This window comes from Actinoplanes sp. SE50/110 (genome assembly GCF_900119315.1).
Classification (GTDB): Bacteria; Actinomycetota; Actinomycetes; order Mycobacteriales; family Micromonosporaceae; genus Actinoplanes.
In genome coordinates this window covers 7,341,039-7,361,794 of sequence record NZ_LT827010.1, presented here as the reverse complement: position 1 = coordinate 7,361,794, position 20,756 = coordinate 7,341,039, and the positions used below count along the sequence as shown (strand labels likewise).

Below are 20,756 nucleotides of genomic sequence, written 5' to 3'. Positions count from 1 at the left end.
GCTGTCGGCTTTCGGTCCGAGCTGTCACCCGCAGAGGGAACGGACGTTGACCGGCCTGATCGACGCGCGCATCGTGTGGTGCACGGGTGAGGTTGGCGGGCGGATCCCGGGGGCCGTCCCGCCGTTTGTCGCCGGCGAGGGGAGTCGCACGTGACCGAGGGCACGGAGCACCTTCCCGCCCGTCCGTCCTGGGACTGCCGGGTCTGCGCGCAGCCGTGGCCGTGCCCGCCGGCGCGGGAGACGCTCGGACGGGGGCACAATCGGATGGATCTCGCCGTCAAGATGTGGGACTACCTGGAAGAGGCCGCGCGGGACATGCCGCAGGTGCCGGCGCCGGAGCTCTTCGACCGCTTCCTGCGCTGGACGCAGTGATTCCGAGGTTTACCGGCGAAAGCGAATAATTCGCACATCTCCTTGGCTAGGGTGGCAATGACCTATTTGAGGAGTTGAGATGCTTTTCCGCCGTATCCCCGCGATGCTCGGCCTGGCCGGGCTGCTGGTTCTCCCGGCCACCGCCGCGCAGGCCGCCGCCTCCGAGTCGGACGCCGCCTTCCTAAAGGCCGCTCACCAGGTCAACCTCGCCGAGATCGCGGCCGGCCGGATCGCCTGGACCAAGACCACCGACCCGACGGTGAAGGAACTGGCCGCCACCTTCCTACGCGACCACATCCGGATGGACGCCGACCTCTACCTGACGGCCCGTGAGCTGCGCGTGTTCCTGCCCGCCGACCCCACCGAAGAGCAGCAGGCCCTGGCTCACCGGTACGAGGTGGCCGGCACCGACACGTTCGACGAGTACTACATCACCACCCAGCTGGCCGGGCACCGCGCGGCCCTGCGACTGGCCTCCGACGAGGCCGCCAACGGCTCCGACGAGTCGGTGAAGGCGCTTGCCGCGAAAGCCGTCCCGGTGATCAGGCATCACGCGGAGCAGCTCCGGGACGCGGCGGTTGCGGCGGGGCTGGCCGGCTACCTCGGTGGTGGCGGCCGCCCCAGCTGATCACCGCCGGTCCGCGAGTCCGGTGCCGATCCCGGTGAGCTCCGCGGAGCGCGCCCACAACCGTCGTGCGAGAACCGGATCCGTCGCCGGTCCGGTCAGCCTCTCGAAGGTCGGCCGCGGGGGCGGAACGGCCGGCCGGGGCCGATGTGGCAGCCGGTGGGCGCCGCGGTGTCGGTCGCGGCATAGAGGATCGGGGTCACCGCCTCGTCGACCGGTCGGCTCAGAACGAGTCCCAGCAGGGCGCCGACGGCGCGGTCGGCCGGTGACGCGTCCCGGTCCAGGCCGGTCTTCGCCATCCCGGGTGGGATCGTCTTCGCGCTGCGATCGGCGGTCCGCCGGAGGAGCGGATCGATCGCTACCTGCGGGTACTACTCACCGGGATACGGTGACCGGGGAGATCGGCGCCGATCAGCGGCTGGTTGGCAGCCGATCTCCCGCGGGTGCAGGTGCAGGTGCCAGTCTGCGGCCGGTTCGGGCCGGTCTGCGGCGAGTGGGCGGCCGGTCTGCGGCGGGTGCAGCGGCGAGTCGGCGGCCGGTGTGCGGCGGGTGCAGCGGCGAGTCGGCGGCCGGTGTGCGGCGGGTCGGCGGCCGGTCAGCAGTTAGCGGCCGGTCACAGGGCGGCTCCGGTGGCTTTGCGGTCGGCGAAGCGTTCGGCGAACGCGGTCAGGTCGCGGCGTTCGATGGCCGCCGCCATCAGCTCGGGGAATGCGTCGGGCGTGCACGCGAACGCCGGCACACCCAGCGCCGCCAGGGCCGCCGCGTTCTCGTGATCGTAGGCCGGCGCGCCCTCGTCGGAGAGCGCCAGCAGCGCCACCACCTGCACCCCGGCGGCGGTCATCTCCGCCACCCGGCGCAGCATCTCGTCCCGGACACCACCCTCGTACAGGTCGCTGATCAGCACGAAGATGCTGTCCCGCGGCCGGGAGATCAATTGCTGGCTGTACGCCACAGCCCGGTTGATGTCCGTCCCGCCGCCCAGCTGAGTCCCGAACAGCACCTCGACCGGGTCGCTGAGCTGATCGGTGAGGTCCACCACGGCCGTGTCGAAGACGACGAGTGACGTCCGCAGTGACCGCATCGACGCCAGCACCGCCGCGAACACCCCGGCGAACACCACCGAGGACGCCATCGACCCGGACTGGTCCACGCAGAGCACCACGTCACGGTGCACCGCGCTGCTCCGCCGCCCGTAACCGATCAACCGTTCCGGGATGACCGTCCGATGCTCGGCCTGGTAGTGCTTGAGGTTCGCCCGGATGGTCCGGTCCCAGTCGATGTCGGCCTGCCGCGGCCGGTTGATCCGGGCGGCCCGGTTCAGCGCCCCGGAGACCGCGGCCCGGGTCTGCTGGGCGATCCGTTTCTCCAGTTGCTCGACCACCGACCGGACCACCTGCCGGGCGGCGTCCTTGGTGGCGTCGGGCATCACCTTGTTCAGCGAGAGCAGCGTGCCGACCAGGTGCACGTCCGGCTCGACCGCCGCCAGCATCTCCGGCTCCAGCAGCAGTCGGGTCAGGTCGAGCCGCTCGATCGCGTCCGCCTGCATCACCTGCACGACGGTGCCCGGAAAGTACTCCCGGATGTCGCCGAGCCACCGCGCGACCCGCGGCGCCGACCCGCCCAGCCCCGCGGACCGCTTGCTGCCGGTCCCGTCCCCGTCCCCGCCGGAGTCGTAGAGCGCCGCCAGCGCCCCGTCGACCGCCCCGTCCCGCCCCTCCGCCTTGCCGAGCGACTCCTCCGCCGCCCCACCCAGCACCAGCCGCCACCGCCGCATCCGCTCCCGCGCCGCCCCGGCGGTGCTCTCCGTGGTCGACGTGGTCTCGTCAGCCATCGGCGCGCCCGGTTCGACGTGCTCGCCCGCCTGTGCCCTCACGGCGACTCTCCGCGCCCGTAGGACCGTCAACCGCCCGGCCAGCCCGATCGCCCCCTTCCCTGCGCCCGCTTCGTCCCGTCGTCTGTCGTCCGTCGTCCCCGCGGCCGCCGGTGCCGCCGGGCCGGTCGGCCGCCCGCCCGCCCGCCGCTTGCCGATCGCCACCGCGTTCGCCGGCCGGATGTCCCTCGGCCGCACGCGGGCCGGCCGCGCGTCCTTCCGCGCCGCGTCCACTCGCCGCGCGCCCGTCGGCGCCGCGTCCACTCGCCGCGCGTCCGCCGCCGCGTCCCTCCGCGTTGCGCCCGTCGGCGCCGCGACCGTCAGCTCCGCGTCCGCCCGCCGCGCGCCCGTCGGCGCCGCGCCCGTCGGTCCCACGTCCGCCGGCGCCGCGTCCTCCGGTGCCCCGTCCACCCGGGCCGCGGTCCCGGTTTCCGCTCCGGTTGCCGCCACGCCCGCCGCCGGCCTGGCCCGCCCAACCGGACATCTCATCGAACTCCGTCGCGCCCCGCGCCGGACCCGGGTGGGAGAACAGCCGCCCCGCCGGCTCGGCCGCGTGCGAGGCGGAGCCGATCACCGCCTCCTGCGTCGGATGCGAGAACTGCAGCATCGTCGGCAGCGCAGGCGTCTCCCCGCCCGCCGGCTGCTCGGCCGAGTGGGAAAACAGCTCGGCGTCCTCAGAACTCTGGCTCATGCGTCCTCCCGGACCCGGATCTCGCGCCCCAGCAGGGCACCCAGCACGGGCAGCACGGACACTGCCCGTTTCTCGTCGATCGTCACGGCTGCGGCCTGCGCCGCTCCGGCCCGCGGACCGGCCACCCGCTCACCGATCGCCCGCCGCTCGCCCGCGTCGAATGTCCCGAAGGTACGCCTCAGCAGCGGCAACACATCATCGAACCCCTCCGCCGGCACGTCGGCGAGCCACTCGTCGACCAGCGTGAGCAGCGCATCGTCGTGCACCAGCAGCAGCCCGCCGCCGGCCAGGAACCCCTCCACCCAGGCGGCCCCGTGCGCCGGTGGTGTCCCGGCGGTCAGCGGCAGCCGCAGACGGCGGCGGACCTCGCCGGCATCCAGCCGGTCAGCGTCCAGCAGCAGCCGGGTCAGTCGCCCGGCCGGCAACCCGTGCAGGTCCGGCCGGCGGGCCAGCGACTCCAGGGTCACCAGCCACAATTCTCGCAGATCGTCGTCGGCGAGCAGGCCGACCGCCTGATGAACGCCGTCCACGCCGTCCCGCAGCTGCCTGGCCGCCTCGTCGGAGAGCGAACCGGCCGCCGACGGCAGTCCGGCGCAGATCCGTTTCAGCAGACTGGCGGTGACCGTCGCGAGACCGCCGACGTCGGTGCGCCGCACATCGCCGTACCGCAGCGTCCGGGCCAGGGCGGGGAGCGCCGCCATCAGGTGGTGAATGTCGGCGTCCAGCGCGGCGCGGGTGTCCAGCGCGGTGAGAACCCGCGGATACGCATCCCGGAGATCGGCCAGCAGGCACGTTTCCAGCAGCGCGGTCACCTCGGCCAGCGTCTGCGCCGTGCTCGCCCGCCGGGTCACCCGGGCGGTCGCCGCGGCGGCCACCGTGGTGCCCCACATGCTGCCCTCGACGAGCCGCACCGCGAACTCCGGCTGCCACCGCAGCACCCATTCCTCGCGGAAGGTGCCCGTCCCGCGGCGCCCGGGAGCCGGCTCGCCCCACGGCACGGCCAGGGTCCGCAACCGGTGCAGGAGCCGGCTGCGCCGCAGGTCGATCTCCTTGCGCAGGTCGAGTCTCAGCTCCCGTTCGGTGGCTTCGGGTTTGAGCCGCAGGCTCCGCTGCTGGGCGGCCAAGTCCCGAGCCAGCGGAACGGCCGGCATCTCGTCCGGCACCGAGCCGAGCCGCTCGCCGACCACCAGCCGCCGATTGATCAGAGCCGTGCGCAGCGGCTCCCCGTCGCACATCACCGCCTCGGCGGCCTCGGTCACCTCGGCCAGCCCGGCCAGCGGCCGCCCCCGCAGCGCGGCGAGCGCCTCGGCCAGCCGGGTCGCCTCGATCACGTGCGCCGAGGAGGTGGGGACACCCTCGGCGCGCAGCACGCCGGCGGCGTCCACCAGCCACCGCGGCACGACCGAGTCCGCGCTGGTGAACAGGTGGTGATACCACCCCGGGGAACCGACCCCGGCGCCGTACCCGGACCAGGAGGCCAGCCGACCATACGTCCAGGGCACCCAGGTGAACGCGACCTTGCCCTTGCGCCGGCCCTTGAGCAGCGCGTTGTCATCCTTGGCCGGCACCTTCCGGGTCAGCGCCGGGACGTGCCACGCCCCGCAGACGACCGCGATGTTGTCGTGCTTGCGCCGGACCTCCCGCAGGACCGTGCGCATGTAGGCCTCCCGCGGAAGGTCCTCGGGATCCTCCGCGGCGCCTTCCCGGATCGCCGTCATTGCTTCCGCGATCGCCTCGAAAGCCGGCATCCCGCGATGCTCGACCACGTCCTCCCACCAGCGCTCCGGATCGTCATACCCCGCCGCGGCGGCCAGCTCACCGATCGGATCCACCGGCCGTCCGGGCGCGGCCGTCCGGTCCATGTCGCCGCCGGCCTCAGCGTCGCCGTCCCCACGGGACGGCTGGTCACCCTCGACCGGGGGAGAATCGCCGACCCGCGGGGAAGCCTCGGCCGGGGCGGGACCACCGTCTTCGTCGCCGACCCGATACGCGTAGGGCAGGTCGAAGAAGCGGACCGGCACCTCGTTGTCCACCGCCCACCGGATCGCCTGCCACTCCGGCGAGAAGACCGCGAACGGCCAGAACGCGGCCCGCCCCGGATCGTCCACCGCATAGCCCAGCAGCGCGACCGGCGGCTCCAGGTCGCTGCCGGCCACCCAGCGCACCAGCTCGTCAGCCTCCGGCGGGCCCTCCACGAGCAGCACCGTCGGCTGTTGCGCCGTCAGCTCCCGCACCACCGCCCGGGCCGAGCCGGGCCCGTGGTGCCGGATGCCGTAGAACCTCTCAGGCATCGCGCGCGGCCCGGTAGAAATCGAGCCAGTCGGACCGCTCCCGGACCACGGTCTCCAGGTATTCCCGCCAGACGACGGTGTCGGAGACGGGGTCCTTGATCACCGCGCCGACGATGCCGGCCGCGACGTCGCCCGGGTGCAGGGTGCCGTCGCCGAAGTGGGCGGCCAGCGCCATCCCGTTGGTGATCACCGAGATCGCCTCGGCGGTGGAGAGCGTACCGGTCGGCGACTTGAGCTTGGTGCGGCCGTCCTCGGTCAGCCCGCTCCGCAGCTCGCGGAACACGGTGACCACCCGCCGGATCTCGTCGAGCGCGGCCGGCACCTCGGGCAGCTCCAGCGACCGGCCGAGCTGCGCCACCCGGCGCGCCACGATCTCGACTTCGTCGTCGGCGTTGGCCGGAACCGGCAGCACCACCGTGTTGAACCGCCGCCGCAGGGCGCTGGACAACTCGTTCACCCCGCGGTCCCTGTCGTTGGCGGTGGCGATCAGGTTGAAGCCGCGCTGCGCCTGCACCTCGTCGCCCAGCTCCGGGATCGGCAGCGTCTTCTCCGAGAGGATGGTGATCAGAGCGTCCTGCACGTCGGACGGGACGCGGGTGAGCTCCTCCAGCCGGGCGATGGAGCCACCCCGCATGGCCCGCATGATCGGGCTCGGCACCAGCGCCGCGGCGGTCGGGCCCTCGGCGAGCAGACGGGCATAGTTCCACCCGTACCGGATGGCCTCCTCGGCGGTGCCGGCGGTGCCCTGCACCAGCAGCGTGGAGTCGCCGGAGATGGCGGCGGCCAGATGCTCGGAGACCCAGGTCTTGGCGGTGCCGGGAACGCCCAGCAGGAGCAGCGCCCGATCGGTGGCGAGGGTGGAGACGGCGACCTCGATCAGGCGGCGCGGCCCCACATACTTCGGGGTGATCTTGGCGCCGTCGCCGAGCAGATAGGTCACCACGGCCTGGGGCGACAACCGCCACCCGGGCGGGCGGGGTCGGTCGTCGGCGGCGGCCAGCCGGGTCAGCTCGTCGGCATACTGATCCTCGGCGTGCGGTCGAAGAGCGGTCACTCGAACTCCTGAGTCTCCGGGCCCACCGGCCCGCCCGATAGCTGGCTCGAACTGCAAACTACCGCCGGGGTACGACATTTCCCGGCGCTGCCCCGGCGCCCCGGCCGACCGATCGCACGGCACGCCCGGCCCGCACGATCGACCCCCGGCACACCCCTCACGGCTCGCTCAACTCGCGCAGCATCTCCTCACGGAACGCCAGCGTCCGCGCCAGGTCGGCGATCGGCCGCACCCGGCTCGGGTCCACCTCCGGCTCCAGCTGAGCGGCCAGCCGGCCGGCGAGATCCGCATACGCCGGGGGCATGGCGAGCGCGGCGGTCCGGCACAGCTCGCCGAGCTGCCAGGTGTGCCGGTCGTGACGCGCCCGGCGCAGAATCGTCTCCAGCACCGTCACGCTCAGTGGTTCCGGCCACGGCCCGGGATGCAGTGCCAGCAGTCGGTGCGCCGCGGCGTCCTCGGCACGCAGCGCCTCGGCGGCCAGCCGGGCCAATGTGTCGGACGGGAGCACCAGGTGCAGTTCCCAGCGAACCCCCTCGCGCAGCATGCCGGAGTCGCCGGCCAGCAGCGCCGCAGCCCAGCGGGCGTCGCCCTGGGTGATGGCGGCCTTGGCCCAGCCGTGCAGCAGCGGCGTCACCCAGTCGTTTCCCCGGGCCAGCGCGAGGTAACCGGTCGGCTCCAGGGCGGCCCACGAGGTGAGCGGAGTCCCGGCGACCACCTCCTCCAGCAGCCAGGCGCCGACCCCGGTGCCGTGGGCCGGGGTCGCGCTCACCCCGTCACGTCGCAGCCCGGCGTCCAGCTCGGCCGGCGGCGTCACCAGGAGCCGCGCAGAGTCGGCGGCCAGGCGCACCGCGGCGTGCGCCCGGTCGCGCATCCGCTCGCCGAGTGCCGCCCCGGGCAGGCGGCGGAGCAGGTCGACGGCGGTCTGCCGGACCTCCTTGCGCCGGTCGTCGAGGGCCCGCTCCAGCAGCTCCTCGTCGTCGAGGGACAGCCCGTCGGTGAAGGCGCCGAGGAACCGGGCGCGGTTCTCCGAGGAGTCGGCGCCCCAGGTGCTCTCCACCAGCCGCCGCGCGTGCGCCGGCTCGGACCGGCGCAGGGTGATCAGGTGTCCCAGCCGCTCGGTGCCGGTCGCGGTCGTCCAGTCGACCACGGTGACCGGCGTGGCCTCGTCGAACAGCCAGCCCCAGTCGGCACGCCGCTCGGCCAGCCAGGCACCCCGGCGCCCGGCGACCCGGGCCGCGTCGGCGCGGATCGTCGTGGTGCGCCGGCCGGCGTCGAGCAGCGCGGGCAGCAGCACCGGCGGCACCACGCCACCCCGGCGCGCCGCCGCGGCGAGCCACTGGGCCAGCAGCTCCTGCTCCAGGTGGGCGCCGCCCGGGGCACCGCCGCGCAGGATGCGGCTCAGGCGCACCCCGGCCGCGACCGGCAGCGGGGGATCGGTCTCGGCCGGAGCCGGCTCGATGGGGGACCGGGTCGTGTCCGGCTGCACCCCGGCCCGCCGCGCGGTCAGCGCGACGGCCGCGGCATCCAGCAGGGCCGCGGCCGGACCCGCCTGCAGCGACGCCTGACCGACCTCGACCGCGACCGGTCCGACCCGCACCGAGGCCGCGTGCCACGGCCGGCGTGCCGTGCCGACCAGCGCCGCGGCCAGCAGCTCGGGTGGCAGCTCGGCCGCCCGCGGCGCGCCGGCGTCGGGCATCGGCGGCGCGGCCGCCACGAAGTGGCCGTCGGCCCAGGCCGCCAGCGGGCGCAAGCCGGCCGGCGACCACTCGGCGGCGACCGCGGCCGGCCGGGCGCCCGCGGCCGCCAGCAGCCACCACGGCTCACGATGCCCGGCGGCCAGGGGCAACGCGTCACCCGACCCGTCCACCAGGAAGCCCCCCTCGGCGGGGCTGACGCCCGCCAGCAGCACCGGTGCGTCGTACCGGAAAGGCTCGGCGGCCAGCAGCGACGCCCACCGGGAGAGAGCGGCGCGCACCGACCCGGCGCCGTCCGGCGAGCCGAACGGCTCGGCGGCGCTGGCGCGCTCGGCGACCAGCGCCCGCAGCGGCGCGGAGCCGGGATAGAAGCAGAGGTCGCCGCGGAACTCGGTGCCCGGCACCAGGTCGGCGGCGAGCGTCTGGCCCGGCGCCGCGAACGACAGCACCAGCGCGAACCGGGACGTCGACGAGCCGTGCAACCAGGTGCGCCGGGTGGTCAGCGGGCCGTCGTCGGTGTCGATCTGGCCGAGCACCTGCCAGCGGTCGGTGACCCGGGGCCCGGCCAGCACCTCCTCGGTCGCCGTGGGGAAACCGATCCGGGAGCGGACGGTGGCGGCCGTCGCCGGGTCCAGCGCGTCGAACCGGTCGTGCCCGGCGACCAGCAGATGCAGTGTGGCCAGCTCGGCGAGGAGCCGGTCGGCCCACTGCGGGCCGATCCCGGCGATGTCACCGAGGCGCCGGACCGCACCGGCCGCCCCCGGCGCCTGCGCGTCGACCAGCCGGGCCGCCATCGGCTCGAACGCCTGGCGCCCGCGCCGCCCCAGCCCGGCGAGGCCCTGCTCGACCTGGTCGTCGAGCCAGCGGCGCAGCTCGGTCATGCCGCCGGCGACCCGCTCGGCGCGCGCCCGGGCGCGCTTGGCGGCGGCCACCGGGTCGGGCGGGGCCGCCGGACCCGGTTTCGCCCGGGCGGCGCGCGCGGCCTGCCACCGGGTCACCCAGTCGGGCGCGGGATCCTGCCCGGCGCCGGCCTCGGCCCAGCGCAGCACCAGGCCGACGGCATGCTTGCAGGGCGTCTGGAAACTCGGGCAGGAGCACTTGAACGCGGGGCCGGACAGGTCGGCGGCGACCTGATAGCCCCGGCACAGTCCCCAGAGGACGTCGTCGAGCAGCCCGACGGGGCCGAACTGCCCGGCCACGGAGCGGGCACGCTTGAGCGCCGAGGCGTCGGGAGCGATCGACTCGGCCTGGGCGATGGACCATCGTTCGGCGGGCACGGGACGACCCTAGGCCGGGGGTACGACGTTTTCGGGATGGACCACCCGGCCTGTGGACAACCGGGCGCCGAACCACCCGCCTGTGGAAAACCCCGGAGCGCCGGGGTGGTACAACGCCGCTTACCCGCTGACCGCTCCGCTAAGGCCGGCGCTCCGCCGCCTCGCGCCCGGCCGGGTGACCACCACCGAGGCGCCCGGCCGCGGGATGCTCCGGGCCGCCCGCACCGGCTTGCCGCGTCGCGTGGTGACCGACACGGACCTGCGATGAGGCCCCCTGACGACGACCGCGATCCGGCGATGACTGACCCCACAGCACCGCGGCGAAGGCCAGGGCCATGCCGGTGACCTGCACCGGCGTCAGCGCCTGGCCCAGCGCCGCCCACCCCAGCACGGTCGCGGTCACCGGGGAGAGCAGGCTGAGCAGCGAGACCCGGGTGGCCGGCAGCCGGTCCAGCCCGCGGAACCACAGGGTGTAGGCGAGGGCGGTGCCGATCAGCGCCAGGTATCCGTAGCCCATCAGGTTCCGGCCGGTCAGTGACGCCGGCAGCCCCTCGCCGAGCAGCATGATCGGCAGCAGGACCAGTCCGCCCGCGGTGAGCTGCCACCCGGTCGCGGTCAGCAGCGAGACGCCGGGCCGTCCCCAACGTTTGGTCAGCACCAGACCGATGGCCATCGACGCGGCACCGGCCAGCCCGGCCAGGATGCCGATCGGGTCGAGGCGGGCGGCGGCGGTCAGGACGGCGAGGGCGACGCCGGCGGCGCCGAGCAGGCCCGCGATCACGGTACGGGCCGTGGTGCGGTCGCCGAGCACGACCGTGGACAGCCCGGCGACCAGTAGTGGCTGCACCGCCCCGAGCACGGCCGCCATGCCGCCGGGCAGGCGGTAGGCGCTGACGAACAGCAGCGCGAAGAAGAACCCGATGTTCAGCGCGCCGAGGACCGCGGACCGCCACCACCAGGCGCCGCGCGGCAGTTGCCGGGTGATCGCCAGCAGCAGGAGTCCGGCGGGCAGGGCCCGCAGGACGCCGGCGAGCAGCGGCCGGTCGGGTGGCAGGAATTCCGTGGTGATCGCGTAGGTGGTGCCCCAGACCGCGGGTGTGAGGGCGGTGATCAGCAGGACGCGCACGGCGACTCCCTCGATGTAAAGTATCTCGACATCAAGATAACCTGTGTCGAGAAGCTTGTCATCGAGAGGTCGTGCAGAATGGCGGCATGAGGGAACCCGACGGTGTCGATCGGATCCTGGCCCAGTGGGCCGTCGAGCGCCCCGACCTGGAAACCACTGCGATGGGCGTCTTCGGCCGCATCCAGCGCATCGCCCGCATCGCCTCGGACGCCGGCGAGCGCGCCTACGCGGCGTACGGCATCGGCCGCCCCGAATTCGACGTGCTCGCCACCCTGCGTCGCTCCGGAGCGCCCTTCCGGCTGTCCCCGGGCGCCCTGGCCGCCTCGATGATGCTCAGCACCGGTGGCACCACCGCCCGCCTCGACCGTCTGGAGAAGGCCGGCCTGGTCGCCCGGTCACCCGACCCGGACGACCGCCGCGGCGTCCTGGTCTCCCTCACCGAGCAGGGTTTCCAGGTTGCCGACCAGGCCGTCACCGCCGGCCTCGCCGAGCAGCAGCGGCTCCTGGCCCACCTCACCCCGGCCCAGCGGTCCCAGCTCGCCGACCTGCTGCGAGCGGTACTCAGCGGAGACTGACCGGGCCCGGGGGAGTGCCGTCGCCGAACGGGCGGCCGCCGAGGGGACTCACGGCCGTGCGGGGTGTGCCGGGCGCTCGGATCCGGGCCGGCCGGGACGACACAGCCGGCGGACGATGATCGCGCGGCTCACCACCAGCCGACATCGCCCGGCTTCGCCGGGATGGCCGTCGCGCCCGTCGGCGGTGATCCGGGTGGTGAGGTAGCGCTGATCACGCTGGTCCTCGCCGGCTGTCATGGGACCACGGTGCCCCGGCGGGCCCGCTGGCGCCGGACCCCGGGCTTCGCCTAATTTTCTTTCTCATGTACGCCGTCGTCGACCTGCAGACCACCGGCACCAAGACCACCTGGCACGACCGGATCGTGGAGATCGCGATCGTGCGGCTGGACGAGACCGGCAAGGTTCTCGACGAATGGTGCACCCTCGTCAATCCGGACCGGGATCTCGGCCCGCAGGAGCTGCACGGGATCAGCGGCGCCGAGGCCCGCCGCGCGCCGGTCTTCGCCGAGCTGGCCGGTCAGATCGCCGAGCGGCTGGCCGGACGTCTGATCGTCGCGCACAATCTGCTCTTCGACGCCGGCTTCCTCACCGCCGAGTTCGGCAAGCTGGGTGTCGCCGTGCCGGTCGACGACGAGCGCGGTCTGTGCACCATGCGCCTGGCCGGACATTTCCTGCCGACCGCGTCGCGGAGCCTGGCGGCGTGCCGGGCCGCCGCCGGACTAGGTCCGCACCGCGAACAGTCCGCGTTGCACGGCGCCCGGGCCGCCGGCGAGCTGCTCGGTTACTACCTGGAGCGGGCGGGTGATCCGCCACCCTGGGCCGAGCTGCTGGACAGTGCCCGGCAGGCCGACTGGCCGCGGCTGAGAGTGACCACGGTCGCCGCCGTCCCGCGTCGCCGTCCCGAGGAGCGCGAGCCGCACTTCCTCACCCGGCTCGTCGACCGCCTGCCCCGCCAGCTCGACCCGAAGGCCGACGCTTACCTGGCGCTGCTCGACGGTGTGCTGCTGGATCGGCACATCTCGGCGAGCGAGGCCGATCAGCTGGTCGCGATCGCCGCCAGGATCGGGCTGTCCCGGGCCGACGCCGAGCTGCTGCACCACCGCTACCTGTGTGGGCTGGCCACGGTAGCGCTCGCCGATCAGATCCTCACCCCGGCCGAACGCCTCGACCTGGACGGCGTCGCCGAGCTTCTCGGTCTCACCTCGGCCGACGTCGACCGGGCGCTCGCCGAACCGGCCGCTCAGGTCACCCGGTGGCAGCTCACCCCGGGTGACCAGGTCGTCTTCACCGGTGACCTGCACCCGCCGCGCGAGCATCTCGAGGTGGACGCGCTGACCCACGGTCTGCGGACCGCGCGGAAAGTCACCAAACAGACGCGACTGCTGGTGGCGGCCGATCCGGATTCGCTCTCCGGGGTGGCCAAGCTCGCCCGGCAGTACGGCATTCCGATCGTCACCCCGGCGGCCTACAAGACGATGCTCGAGGCGTTGCTCTCCGCGCAGCGTTGACAACCCGATTGGTGGTACGTCGTGAGGCGCGCCGCCGCGCACCGACCCGGTCCGGCGGGACACCGCGGCCCGCGGCGATGGCCGCCCGGGGTGGACGGCCATCGCCGGATGCTGTGGGGCGAGGCATCCCCCCGTGTGCGACGCCTCGCCCGGCTCAGGGCGCCGGGCGTGGACGCACGTGTCAGAACACGGCCGGAGCCCGCTGCTGGACCGCGGCCCACGCGGCAGGGCCTTTATAGCACGGAGGGAGAGCGCTTTCCTTGGCCCTGACAGAGATTTGGGAGCGTGCCCAAGCTGCTGAGCGTCGGCGGGGTGACGCTGTGGTGATCAAGTCGCCTGATCGGGGGTTCCCCCGTCCCGGGTAGGCGGGTGCCGACCGCTATGGCCGGGTTTCCATGATCTGGATCTTCGGACTTCTCTCCGAACTCCGCCCCGTTCCGGCCTAACCCTCACGACGCTGGCGAGCCGGCACCGGGTTGTCCCGGGGGCGAAGAGTGGGGTCTGCCGGGCTGTGCCGGGCTTTACCTTGCTCGAACATGGAAGCGGATCGGAGGGCGGCATGATGTGGCGGTGAGCGATGCGTCGAAGGGGCTCGTCCTGGTCGTCGAGGATGAGCGGCCGATCGCCGACCTGGTCCGGCTCTATCTGAGCCGGGAGGGATTCGGGGTGCAGGTCGAGCACGACGGCGCCGCGGGGCTGGCGGCGGCGCGGCGGCTGCGGCCGGTGGCGTGCATCCTGGACATCGCGCTGCCCGGGATGGACGGGACGGAGATCTGCCGCCGACTGCGCGCCGACGGCGACTGGACGCCGGTGATCTTCCTGACCGCGCGGGACGACGAGGTCGACCGGATCCTCGGCCTTGAGCTGGGTGGGGACGACTACGTCACCAAGCCGTTCAGCCCGCGTGAGCTGGTCACCCGGGTCAAGGCGCTGCTGCGGCGGGCCGCCGGGCCGCCGGAGGAGGACGGCGTGCGCCGACTGGGCCCGGTCGCGCTCGACCGGAGCCGCCGCGCGGCCACCGTGGACGGGCAGGCGGTGACGCTGACCGCGACCGAGTTTGATCTGCTCGCGCACCTGCTCGGCCGGCCCGGGCGGGTGTTCACCCGGGAGGAGCTGCTGGCCGCGGTCTGGGGCTACGCCTCGCACGCCGGCACCCGCACGGTGGACGTGCACGTGGCCCAGGTCCGGGCCAAGCTCGGCGGCGCGGCCGGCCTGATCCGCACGGTCCGCGGCGTGGGCTACACCGCCGATGCGTGACATTCGGTGGCGGGCCGGGGTGGTCCGGGCAGGTGGCATCCGGTGGTGGCGGGCCAGGGTGGTTCGGACAGGTGGCATCCGGTGGTGGCGGGCCAGGGTGGTTCGGACAGGTGGCGTCCGGTGGCGGCGGGCAGGTGCCGGTGGGTCGGATCGGGGCGGCGGGGATGCGTGAGTTCCTCCGGACGCTGACCGGGCGGGCGGTCCTGGTCACCGTGGCCACGGCGGTGGTTTCGGTGATCGTGACCGCGCTGGTCGCCGTGCCGGTGGCGATGCGGTCCACGAACACGCAGGTGCGCGCCGAGCTGGTGGAGAAGTCGGCGATCGCCGTCGAGCTGCTCACCGACGAGAAACCGGCCGCCCGGGAACGGATCGCGAATCGTCTGCGAGCCGACGACATCGAGATCTACCTGATCAGGCGTGGTGTGCCGGATCGCGCCGGGCTGCCGCCCCGGGTGATCGCCCAGATCAGCGGCGGCGCCCTGGTCGACGCGGCCGGCCGGGTCGGCGGGCGGCCCTCGTTCATCGCCGGGCGGCCGCTGACCGGGGTGGACGCCGGGGTGGTGCTGACCCGACCGGCCGCGTCGGGGCTGGCGCTGCGGGTGCTGGGCAGCGTCTGGTGGGCGCTGCTGGCCGGCCTGGTCGGTGGGGCGCTCTCCGGTGCGCTGCTGGCCCGGTTCGTGACCCGGCCGATCGAGCTGGCCGCGGCGGCGGCCGGGCGGCTCGCCGCGGGGGACCGGTCGGTGCGGATCGCGCGGCACGGTCCGGCCGAGGCGGTGCGGCTCGCCGAGGCGGTCAATCAGCTGGCCGCGGCCCTGCAGACCAGCGAGGGCCGGGAACGCGACTTCCTGCTGTCGGTCTCCCACGAGCTGCGAACGCCGTTGTCCACCATCCGCGGCTATGCCGAGGCGATCGCCGACGGGGTGGTCGCCGCGGACGGCGCGCCACAGGCCGGGGCGACCATGCTGGCCGAGGCGGACCGGCTCGACCGGCTCATCTCCGACCTGCTGGTGCTGTCCCGCCTGGAGGCGGCCGACCTGCCCCTGGACGTGGTCCGGGTTGATGTGGTCGAGCTGATCCGGGAGGCCGGCCGGGCGTGGTCCGCGCGCTGCGCGGCCGACGGGCCGGCGCTGTCGGTGGAGCTGCCGGACGCCCCGGTTATCGTCGCGACGGACCCGGGGCGGATCCGGCAGGTCCTGGACGGCCTCTGCGAGAACGCGCTCCGGGTGGTCCCGGCCGGTGCGCCGCTCGTCCTGGCGGTCCACGCGGGCGGGTCCGGTGCAGTGGTCGAGGTGCGTGACGGCGGCCCCGGGTTCACCGACGACGACCTCGCGGTGGCGTTCGAGCGGGGGGCGCTGAACCGGCGCTACCGGGGGATCCGCAAGGTCGGCAGCGGGTTGGGGCTGGCGCTGGCGGCGCGGCTGGTCGCCCGGCTCGGCGGGCGGATCACGGCTGGGCACGCCCCGGAGGGAGGTGCGATGTTCACGGTCGAGCTGCCCGACGAGCCGGCCGACCCCGGCACGCTGCGATGAGCGACCGTCGAAGCCCGTCGACTGATCCGGAGGCGCTGAGGTGAGCGGCCCCGGCATGCCCGGCGGCTGGTCCGGAGGCGCTGCGGTGAGGGGCTCGAGGATGCCTGAAAGCTCGTCCGGAGGCGCTGCGGTGAATGGCCGCCGTGGCCTGCCGGGTGCTGCGGAAGCGCTTCGATGAGGCGGGTCGGTGGCTCGTGCGGGGCCGCGGCCGCTACTGCAGGAAGTCGGCGAACGGGGACAGGAGCAATTTGCCCAGCCCGGTGGCCGTGCGGTCCAGGTGGCGGCGCTCCTTGTCCAGGGCGGTCTGGTCGTGCCGGAGCGCCCAGATCTTCTGGGCGTTGCGCCAGGCGACGTTGCGGGTGTATTCCACCATTTCGCCCTGCCACCAGTCGTCGAGGTCGCCGTTCATCGTGTCGATGAGCAGCTGCCAGCGGTCGAGATAGCCGCGGCGCAGGCCCGGGATCTCCTCGGCGAAGATGTCGTTGACCTGCAGGTAGTCGTGGTGCTGGTCGCTGTCGTCGACCGGGCCGGAGCCCAGGTGGTCGAACGTCGTGACCAGCGCGAACGGCAGGTCGAAGTTGACATGCGCGTTGACGCCGGCGACCGCGGACGGCAGCAGGCGGGGGCCCGGCCCGGGGACCCGGGAGAACAGGCCGGCCCACGCCCCGGGGCAGGCCGGGCTGCCGTGGGTCCAGTAGCGCAGGGCGTCGAAGTACCGGGCGGCGAACTCCACGTCCAGCCGGGACAGGAACGCCGGATCCTTGAACCTGCCCGCATACAGCCGGTCCAGCACGTTCTCGGTGATCGCCAGGTAGAGCCTGTTGAAATCGGCCAGCGGGTTACCACCGAGCAGCGGCGGCACCTGGCAGAGAACGTCCTGCAACTTGGTGAGCTGGTCGACGACGGCGGGCACGTCGTCCGGGTGCTCCTGCAGGATCGCGGACATCTCGGCGTGCACGGGCCCCCAGATGGGCTGGGTCATCGGATCCTCCACGGACTTGCTGATGTGCGGAGGGCCCCCAGCACCGCCCGGCGGCTGTCACCACCGGGCGGTGCTCCCCCGTGCCACAGCCTTTCACCGGCGCCGTACGAGGGGATCGGTAAAACGACGTATTCCGCGTACGTATGTCACGGCGTGATAACGAATACCTGGTCAGGCTGCGGTAAGAAAAACCCGGCTGGCCTGTACGCGGGTACGCACCTGGAGCTTGTCGAAGATGTGGCCCAGGTGGACGCCGACGGTGCGTTCGCTGATGAACAGCAACTCACCGATCTCCCGGTTCGTCAATCCCTCCGCCACGGCGGCCAGCACCTCACGCTCACGTCCGGTGAGAATGGCCAGCTCATCGCCGGGATCCGACTCGGGCGGCGCGATCGGCACGGTGTCCGCGTCGTCCGAGAGGGCGACCCGGAACCGCTGCGCCACCGCCTTGATCTCGTTCGCCAGCGGGCGGGCGCCCATCGCGATCGCCGTCGTGTACGCCTGGCGCAGCCCGTTGATCGCCGCCGTCCGCCGCGACCGGCGGGCCAGCGCCACCTCGGCGTGCCGCAGCCGCGAGTACGCCGCCGGATAGGGCTGCTGGCGGCGGTCCCACAGGGCGGCCGACCGCGCCCAGGGCTCGGGATCCTGCCGGTCCTCGACCCGGCTCAGCTCGGCCGCGGACAGGTAGAGGTAGCCGTCGAGCACCGCACGGACCTCGGGAGCGGCCGCGTTCGCCCCCGCCTCCAGGCGCGTCACCACGGTCTTCAGCCGGCGCAGCGCGCCCGGGTCGACCGGCGAGCCGGCGGCGTGCGCCTCCGCCTCGGCCCGCAGGCCGTGCCAGGCCAGCACGCCGAGCAGCACCAGGTCATCCGAGCGGGTCTCGGTGAGGCCGCGCTGCACCGCGGCCCGGGCGTCGGCGTGCTCCTTCTGCCACATCGCCAGGCCGGCCCGCAGGGTGAGCATCGGCAGCACATGCCGGGCGCCGCCGCCGGCCAGCAGGGTGGCGGCCGCGTCCAGGTCCCGCCGGGCGTTGTCGACCTCGCCGAAACCGACCCACAGGCGGCTGCGGGCGAGCAGCAGCTCGACCGCGTCGGCCCCGGACGGGCGGTGCCGCATGGCCTGCTCGAGGACCGCGTCGGCCTCCGTCCACTGACCGATTCTGAACAGTCCGTTGCCGGCGATCGCGAGCAGCCGCGTCTGATACGTGCGGCCGGCGCCGCGGTCGGCCAGCCGCTCGGCGCCCCGGCGGGCCACCAGCACGCCCTCCTCGATGCTGTTCAACGGGCCGGTGAGCAGCTCGGCCAGGTGCAGGTAGGCCACGCCCAGGTCGTCCGGGTGACCGGATCGCTCGGCGATCTCCACGGCGTGCCGGATCACCGCCAGGCCGGCGTCCGGGTCCTCCCGGAACGCGGCGCTGAAGCCCAGCGCGGCGCTGGCCCGGACCAGATCGGCGGTGGCGCCGTTGATCGCGGCCAGCTCCAGCGCCTCCCGGGCGTGCCGGTTGGCGTCGGCGTACCGCCCCAGGTGCAGCAGCAGCTCGGCGAGGAAGGCGGCGGCGGTGGCGCGCAGCCGGGGGGAGCAGTCCGGGGACTCCAGGGCCAGCTCGTACTCCCGCTCGGCGGGCTCCGAGCGGCCGGCGGCGGCGAGATACCGCGCGCGACGCAGGTGCAGCTCGCCCTCGACGGGGGCGTCCTTGCGGCCGGCCAGCTCCGCCAGCCGGGTCAGCGCCAGCTGGTGCTCGCCGCACTGGTGGGCCGACTCGGCGGCGTGCCCGAGCAGCTCGGTGCGGTCCGCGGCGTCGTCGTCGATCAGCCGCAGGGCCAGGGTCCAGTGCCGGTGCGCCTCGGCGAACCCGTACAGACTCTCCGCGGAGCGGGCCGCGGCGACCACCGACGGCAGTGCCCGGGACGGCAACCCCGCACGCTGCCAGTGGTGGGCCAGACGGGCGTGATCCGGGCCGTTCGGGCAGGCCTGGAGGGACTCGGCGTACCGCCGGTGCAGGGCGGCCGCCTCGGCCGGCAGCACCTCCTGCTCCAGCACCTCGGCGACCAGCCGGTGCCGCAGCCGGTAACCGTCGCCGTCGCCGACCACGAACCGGTACGCCACCGCGGCGCGGATCGCCTCCAGCAGCTCGTCCTCGGGCAGGCGGACCACCCGGGACAGCACCGCGTGCTCGACCGGCTCGACCCCGGCGGCCAGCGCGTGCACCACCGCGTGCGCGTTCGGCGGCAGTTCGTCGACCCGGGCCAGGAAGATCTCCCGCAGTGTGTCGGACAGCTCGACCCGGCCGTCACGCAGATCCCGGGCCAGCTCCTCGACCACGAACGGGTTGCCGCCGCTGCGCTTGTGCACCCGATCGGCGTCCTCGCCGGTCACCCCGTCGCCGGCGATCGCGGTGACCAGTTCGCGGGTCTGCTCGTGGTCGAGCGGGGCCAGGTCGACCACCCGGACCGAGCGCAACCGGCGCAGCTCGGCCAGCACCCGGCGCAGCGGGTGGGTGCCGTGCAGGGCCTCGGCGCGGATCGCGGCGAGCACCGAGACGCGCACGTCACCCAGGCCGGCCAGCAGGTAGAGCAGCAGCTGGCGGGTGCTCCGGTCGGCCCACTGCAGGTCGTCGAGGACCAGCAGCAGCCGCTGGTCCCCGGCAATCGCGCGCAGGTCTTGCGAGACCCGGTCGAGCAGCGCACCCGGGCCGCCGGCGCCGGTGGCCGGCGCGCTGTCGTGCCGGCGCAGCGCCTGCAGCACCGGGTGCAGCGGTGACGCGTCGCCGATGTCCAGGCAGGTGCCGAAGAGCACCGCGAATCCCCCACCGCGCAGCGCGTCGGCGGTCTCCCGCAGCAGCCGGCTCTTGCCGACGCCGCTCTCCCCGGTCACGAAGACCGCGGCTGTCCCGCCGGGACCCGCGTTGCGCAGGTAGGACTGTATGTCGGCCAGCGTGCCGGTGCGCCCGACAAGCGGCCCGTCGTCCCCCTGGCTGGCCATGACCGGCAGCCTAATGCGAAATCCCTTACCGCCATGTCGTCGGTTCGGACTGTTCTGCGTCACAAAAATGACGAGCGTTGATGCTGTCAGAGATACGTCGTTCTGCGGATCCGCAGGGGGAGCGCGGCTGGCACCGTACTCCCGGTCAACGCAGTGATCTGGGGAGCGTGAGACATGACCACCATCACCGTCGCCGGTCAGGAGCGGCGCCAGACCGTGACCGTGCTGTTCGTCGACATCGTCGGGTTCACCTCGCTGGTGGACCGGCTGGACTGTGCGGAGGTGCGGGCGTTGCAACGGGACTACTTCTCGGTCGTCGCCCACGCGGTCCGCGACTGCGGGGGCATCGTCGAGAAGTACGTGGGAGACGCGGTGATGGCGGTGTTCGGCACCGGCGTGGACGGCTTCGAGCCGGCGGCGGCCGCCGCGGCCGTGCGCGCGGGCCTGTCGGTCCAGCAGGCGTTGAGGGGGCGCCTCCTGGCCGGCCGGCACCGGGTCCGGACCCGGGTGGGTCTGGCCACCGGCGAGGTGATCGTGGATCCGTTGATGACCTTCGACGGGGGGTACGCGATGGTCAGCGGGAGTGTCGTGAGCACCGCGGCCCGGTTGCAGGCGTACGCCCCGCACGACACCGTGGTGGTCTGCGCGGCCACCCGGGACGTCACCGGCGACCTGATCGCGTATCAGGAGATGCCGCCGGTGTCGGTGCCGGGCAAGTCGTACCCGCTGGACCTGTGGCGTGCGCTACAGCCGCAGACCGCCCCGCTGATCCGGTCCGCCCCGCTGGTGGGCGCTCGCTAGCCGGTTTTTGTAACCTTTTTCCCGAATTTTCGGGCTGAGCGGGCACGACCTGGCTCGCCTGGGGCAGAAGTGTCGGAGGGGCCGGGTAGGCTCGCGCCGTCCTTGACCACCAGGCTTATCGG

16 protein-coding genes are annotated in these 20,756 nt (G+C 73.9%); 7 read left to right on the top strand and 9 right to left on the bottom strand.

The features are described 5' to 3' along the window. Window positions 1–150: 150 nt before the first annotated feature. Together ACSP50_RS32940 and ACSP50_RS32935 are read left to right on the top strand one after the other, a co-directional pair. A complete protein-coding gene (locus ACSP50_RS32940; RefSeq protein ID WP_014693648.1) occupies window positions 151–372 on the top strand; it encodes a hypothetical protein in 222 nt (73 codons plus the stop codon). Between the two features lie 79 nt (window positions 373–451). Further along, window positions 452–1,000, top strand: coding sequence for a DUF4142 domain-containing protein (locus ACSP50_RS32935; protein WP_014693647.1), 549 nt, complete (start codon window positions 452–454; stop codon window positions 998–1,000). Window positions 1,001–1,095: 95 nt separating this feature from the next. Here the strand turns inward: ACSP50_RS32935 and ACSP50_RS32930 are convergent, their stop codons facing one another. The 6 genes from ACSP50_RS32930 to ACSP50_RS32905 all read right to left on the bottom strand — a co-directional run bounded on the left by ACSP50_RS32930 (window position 1,096) and on the right by ACSP50_RS32905 (window position 11,000). Further along, a complete protein-coding gene (locus ACSP50_RS32930) occupies window positions 1,096–1,296 on the bottom strand; it encodes a hypothetical protein (protein WP_014693646.1) in 201 nt (66 codons plus the stop codon). A 314-nt stretch (window positions 1,297–1,610) separates the two neighbouring features. After that, window positions 1,611–2,870 (bottom strand): VWA domain-containing protein, encoded by a 1,260-nt coding sequence (locus tag ACSP50_RS32925; RefSeq protein WP_014693645.1) that lies wholly within the window; start codon window positions 2,868–2,870, stop codon window positions 1,611–1,613. Between the two features lie 684 nt (window positions 2,871–3,554). Next, a complete protein-coding gene (locus ACSP50_RS32920) occupies window positions 3,555–5,849 on the bottom strand; it encodes a DUF5682 family protein (protein WP_014693643.1) in 2,295 nt (764 codons plus the stop codon). Next, window positions 5,842–6,903, bottom strand: a complete 1,062-nt coding sequence (locus ACSP50_RS32915; RefSeq protein WP_014693642.1) for an AAA family ATPase — start codon at window positions 6,901–6,903, stop codon at window positions 5,842–5,844. The genes ACSP50_RS32920 and ACSP50_RS32915 overlap by 8 nt, the downstream gene beginning before the upstream one ends. 157 nt (window positions 6,904–7,060) lie before the next feature. After that, window positions 7,061–9,874, bottom strand: a complete 2,814-nt coding sequence (locus tag ACSP50_RS32910) for an SWIM zinc finger family protein (RefSeq protein ID WP_014693641.1) — start codon at window positions 9,872–9,874, stop codon at window positions 7,061–7,063. A 139-nt stretch (window positions 9,875–10,013) separates the two neighbouring features. Beyond that, complete coding sequence (locus ACSP50_RS32905) at window positions 10,014–11,000, bottom strand: EamA family transporter (RefSeq protein WP_014693640.1); 987 nt, start codon at window positions 10,998–11,000, stop codon at window positions 10,014–10,016. A gap of 86 nt (window positions 11,001–11,086) precedes the next feature. Here ACSP50_RS32905 and ACSP50_RS32900 point away from each other — a divergent pair, with 86 nt between their 5' ends. Continuing rightward, window positions 11,087–11,575, top strand: coding sequence for a MarR family winged helix-turn-helix transcriptional regulator (locus ACSP50_RS32900; RefSeq protein WP_014693639.1), 489 nt, complete (start codon window positions 11,087–11,089; stop codon window positions 11,573–11,575). A 48-nt stretch (window positions 11,576–11,623) separates the two neighbouring features. Here ACSP50_RS32900 and ACSP50_RS45255 read toward each other — a convergent pair whose 3' ends face one another. Next, window positions 11,624–11,812 carry a hypothetical protein gene (locus ACSP50_RS45255; protein ID WP_080128109.1) on the bottom strand — a complete coding sequence of 63 codons (189 nt, stop codon included), beginning with the start codon at window positions 11,810–11,812 and terminating at the stop codon, window positions 11,624–11,626. Between the two features lie 65 nt (window positions 11,813–11,877). Here ACSP50_RS45255 and ACSP50_RS32890 point away from each other — a divergent pair, with 65 nt between their 5' ends. The 3 genes from ACSP50_RS32890 (at window position 11,878) to ACSP50_RS44910 (ending at window position 15,869) form a co-directional block, all read left to right on the top strand. Continuing rightward, complete coding sequence (locus ACSP50_RS32890) at window positions 11,878–13,083, top strand: exonuclease domain-containing protein (protein WP_014693638.1); 1,206 nt, start codon at window positions 11,878–11,880, stop codon at window positions 13,081–13,083. Window positions 13,084–13,647: 564 nt separating this feature from the next. Beyond that, window positions 13,648–14,340, top strand: coding sequence for a response regulator transcription factor (locus tag ACSP50_RS32885; RefSeq protein WP_014693637.1), 693 nt, complete (start codon window positions 13,648–13,650; stop codon window positions 14,338–14,340). A gap of 164 nt (window positions 14,341–14,504) precedes the next feature. Next, on the top strand, window positions 14,505–15,869 hold the full coding sequence (locus ACSP50_RS44910; RefSeq protein ID WP_043516010.1) for a sensor histidine kinase KdpD: 1,365 nt from the start codon (window positions 14,505–14,507) through the stop codon (window positions 15,867–15,869). 211 nt (window positions 15,870–16,080) lie between these two features. On the opposite strand, the gene ACSP50_RS32875 is transcribed toward ACSP50_RS44910, so the two are convergent. Next, window positions 16,081–16,851, bottom strand: coding sequence for a DUF5995 family protein (locus tag ACSP50_RS32875; RefSeq protein ID WP_014693635.1), 771 nt, complete (start codon window positions 16,849–16,851; stop codon window positions 16,081–16,083). A gap of 171 nt (window positions 16,852–17,022) precedes the next feature. After that, on the bottom strand, window positions 17,023–19,833 hold the full coding sequence (locus tag ACSP50_RS32870) for a LuxR family transcriptional regulator (protein WP_014693634.1): 2,811 nt from the start codon (window positions 19,831–19,833) through the stop codon (window positions 17,023–17,025). 174 nt (window positions 19,834–20,007) lie between these two features. Between ACSP50_RS32870 and ACSP50_RS32865 the strand changes: the two genes are divergently transcribed. Further along, window positions 20,008–20,634 carry an adenylate/guanylate cyclase domain-containing protein gene (locus tag ACSP50_RS32865; RefSeq protein WP_014693633.1) on the top strand — a complete coding sequence of 209 codons (627 nt, stop codon included), beginning with the start codon at window positions 20,008–20,010 and terminating at the stop codon, window positions 20,632–20,634. Window positions 20,635–20,756 lie beyond the last annotated feature (122 nt).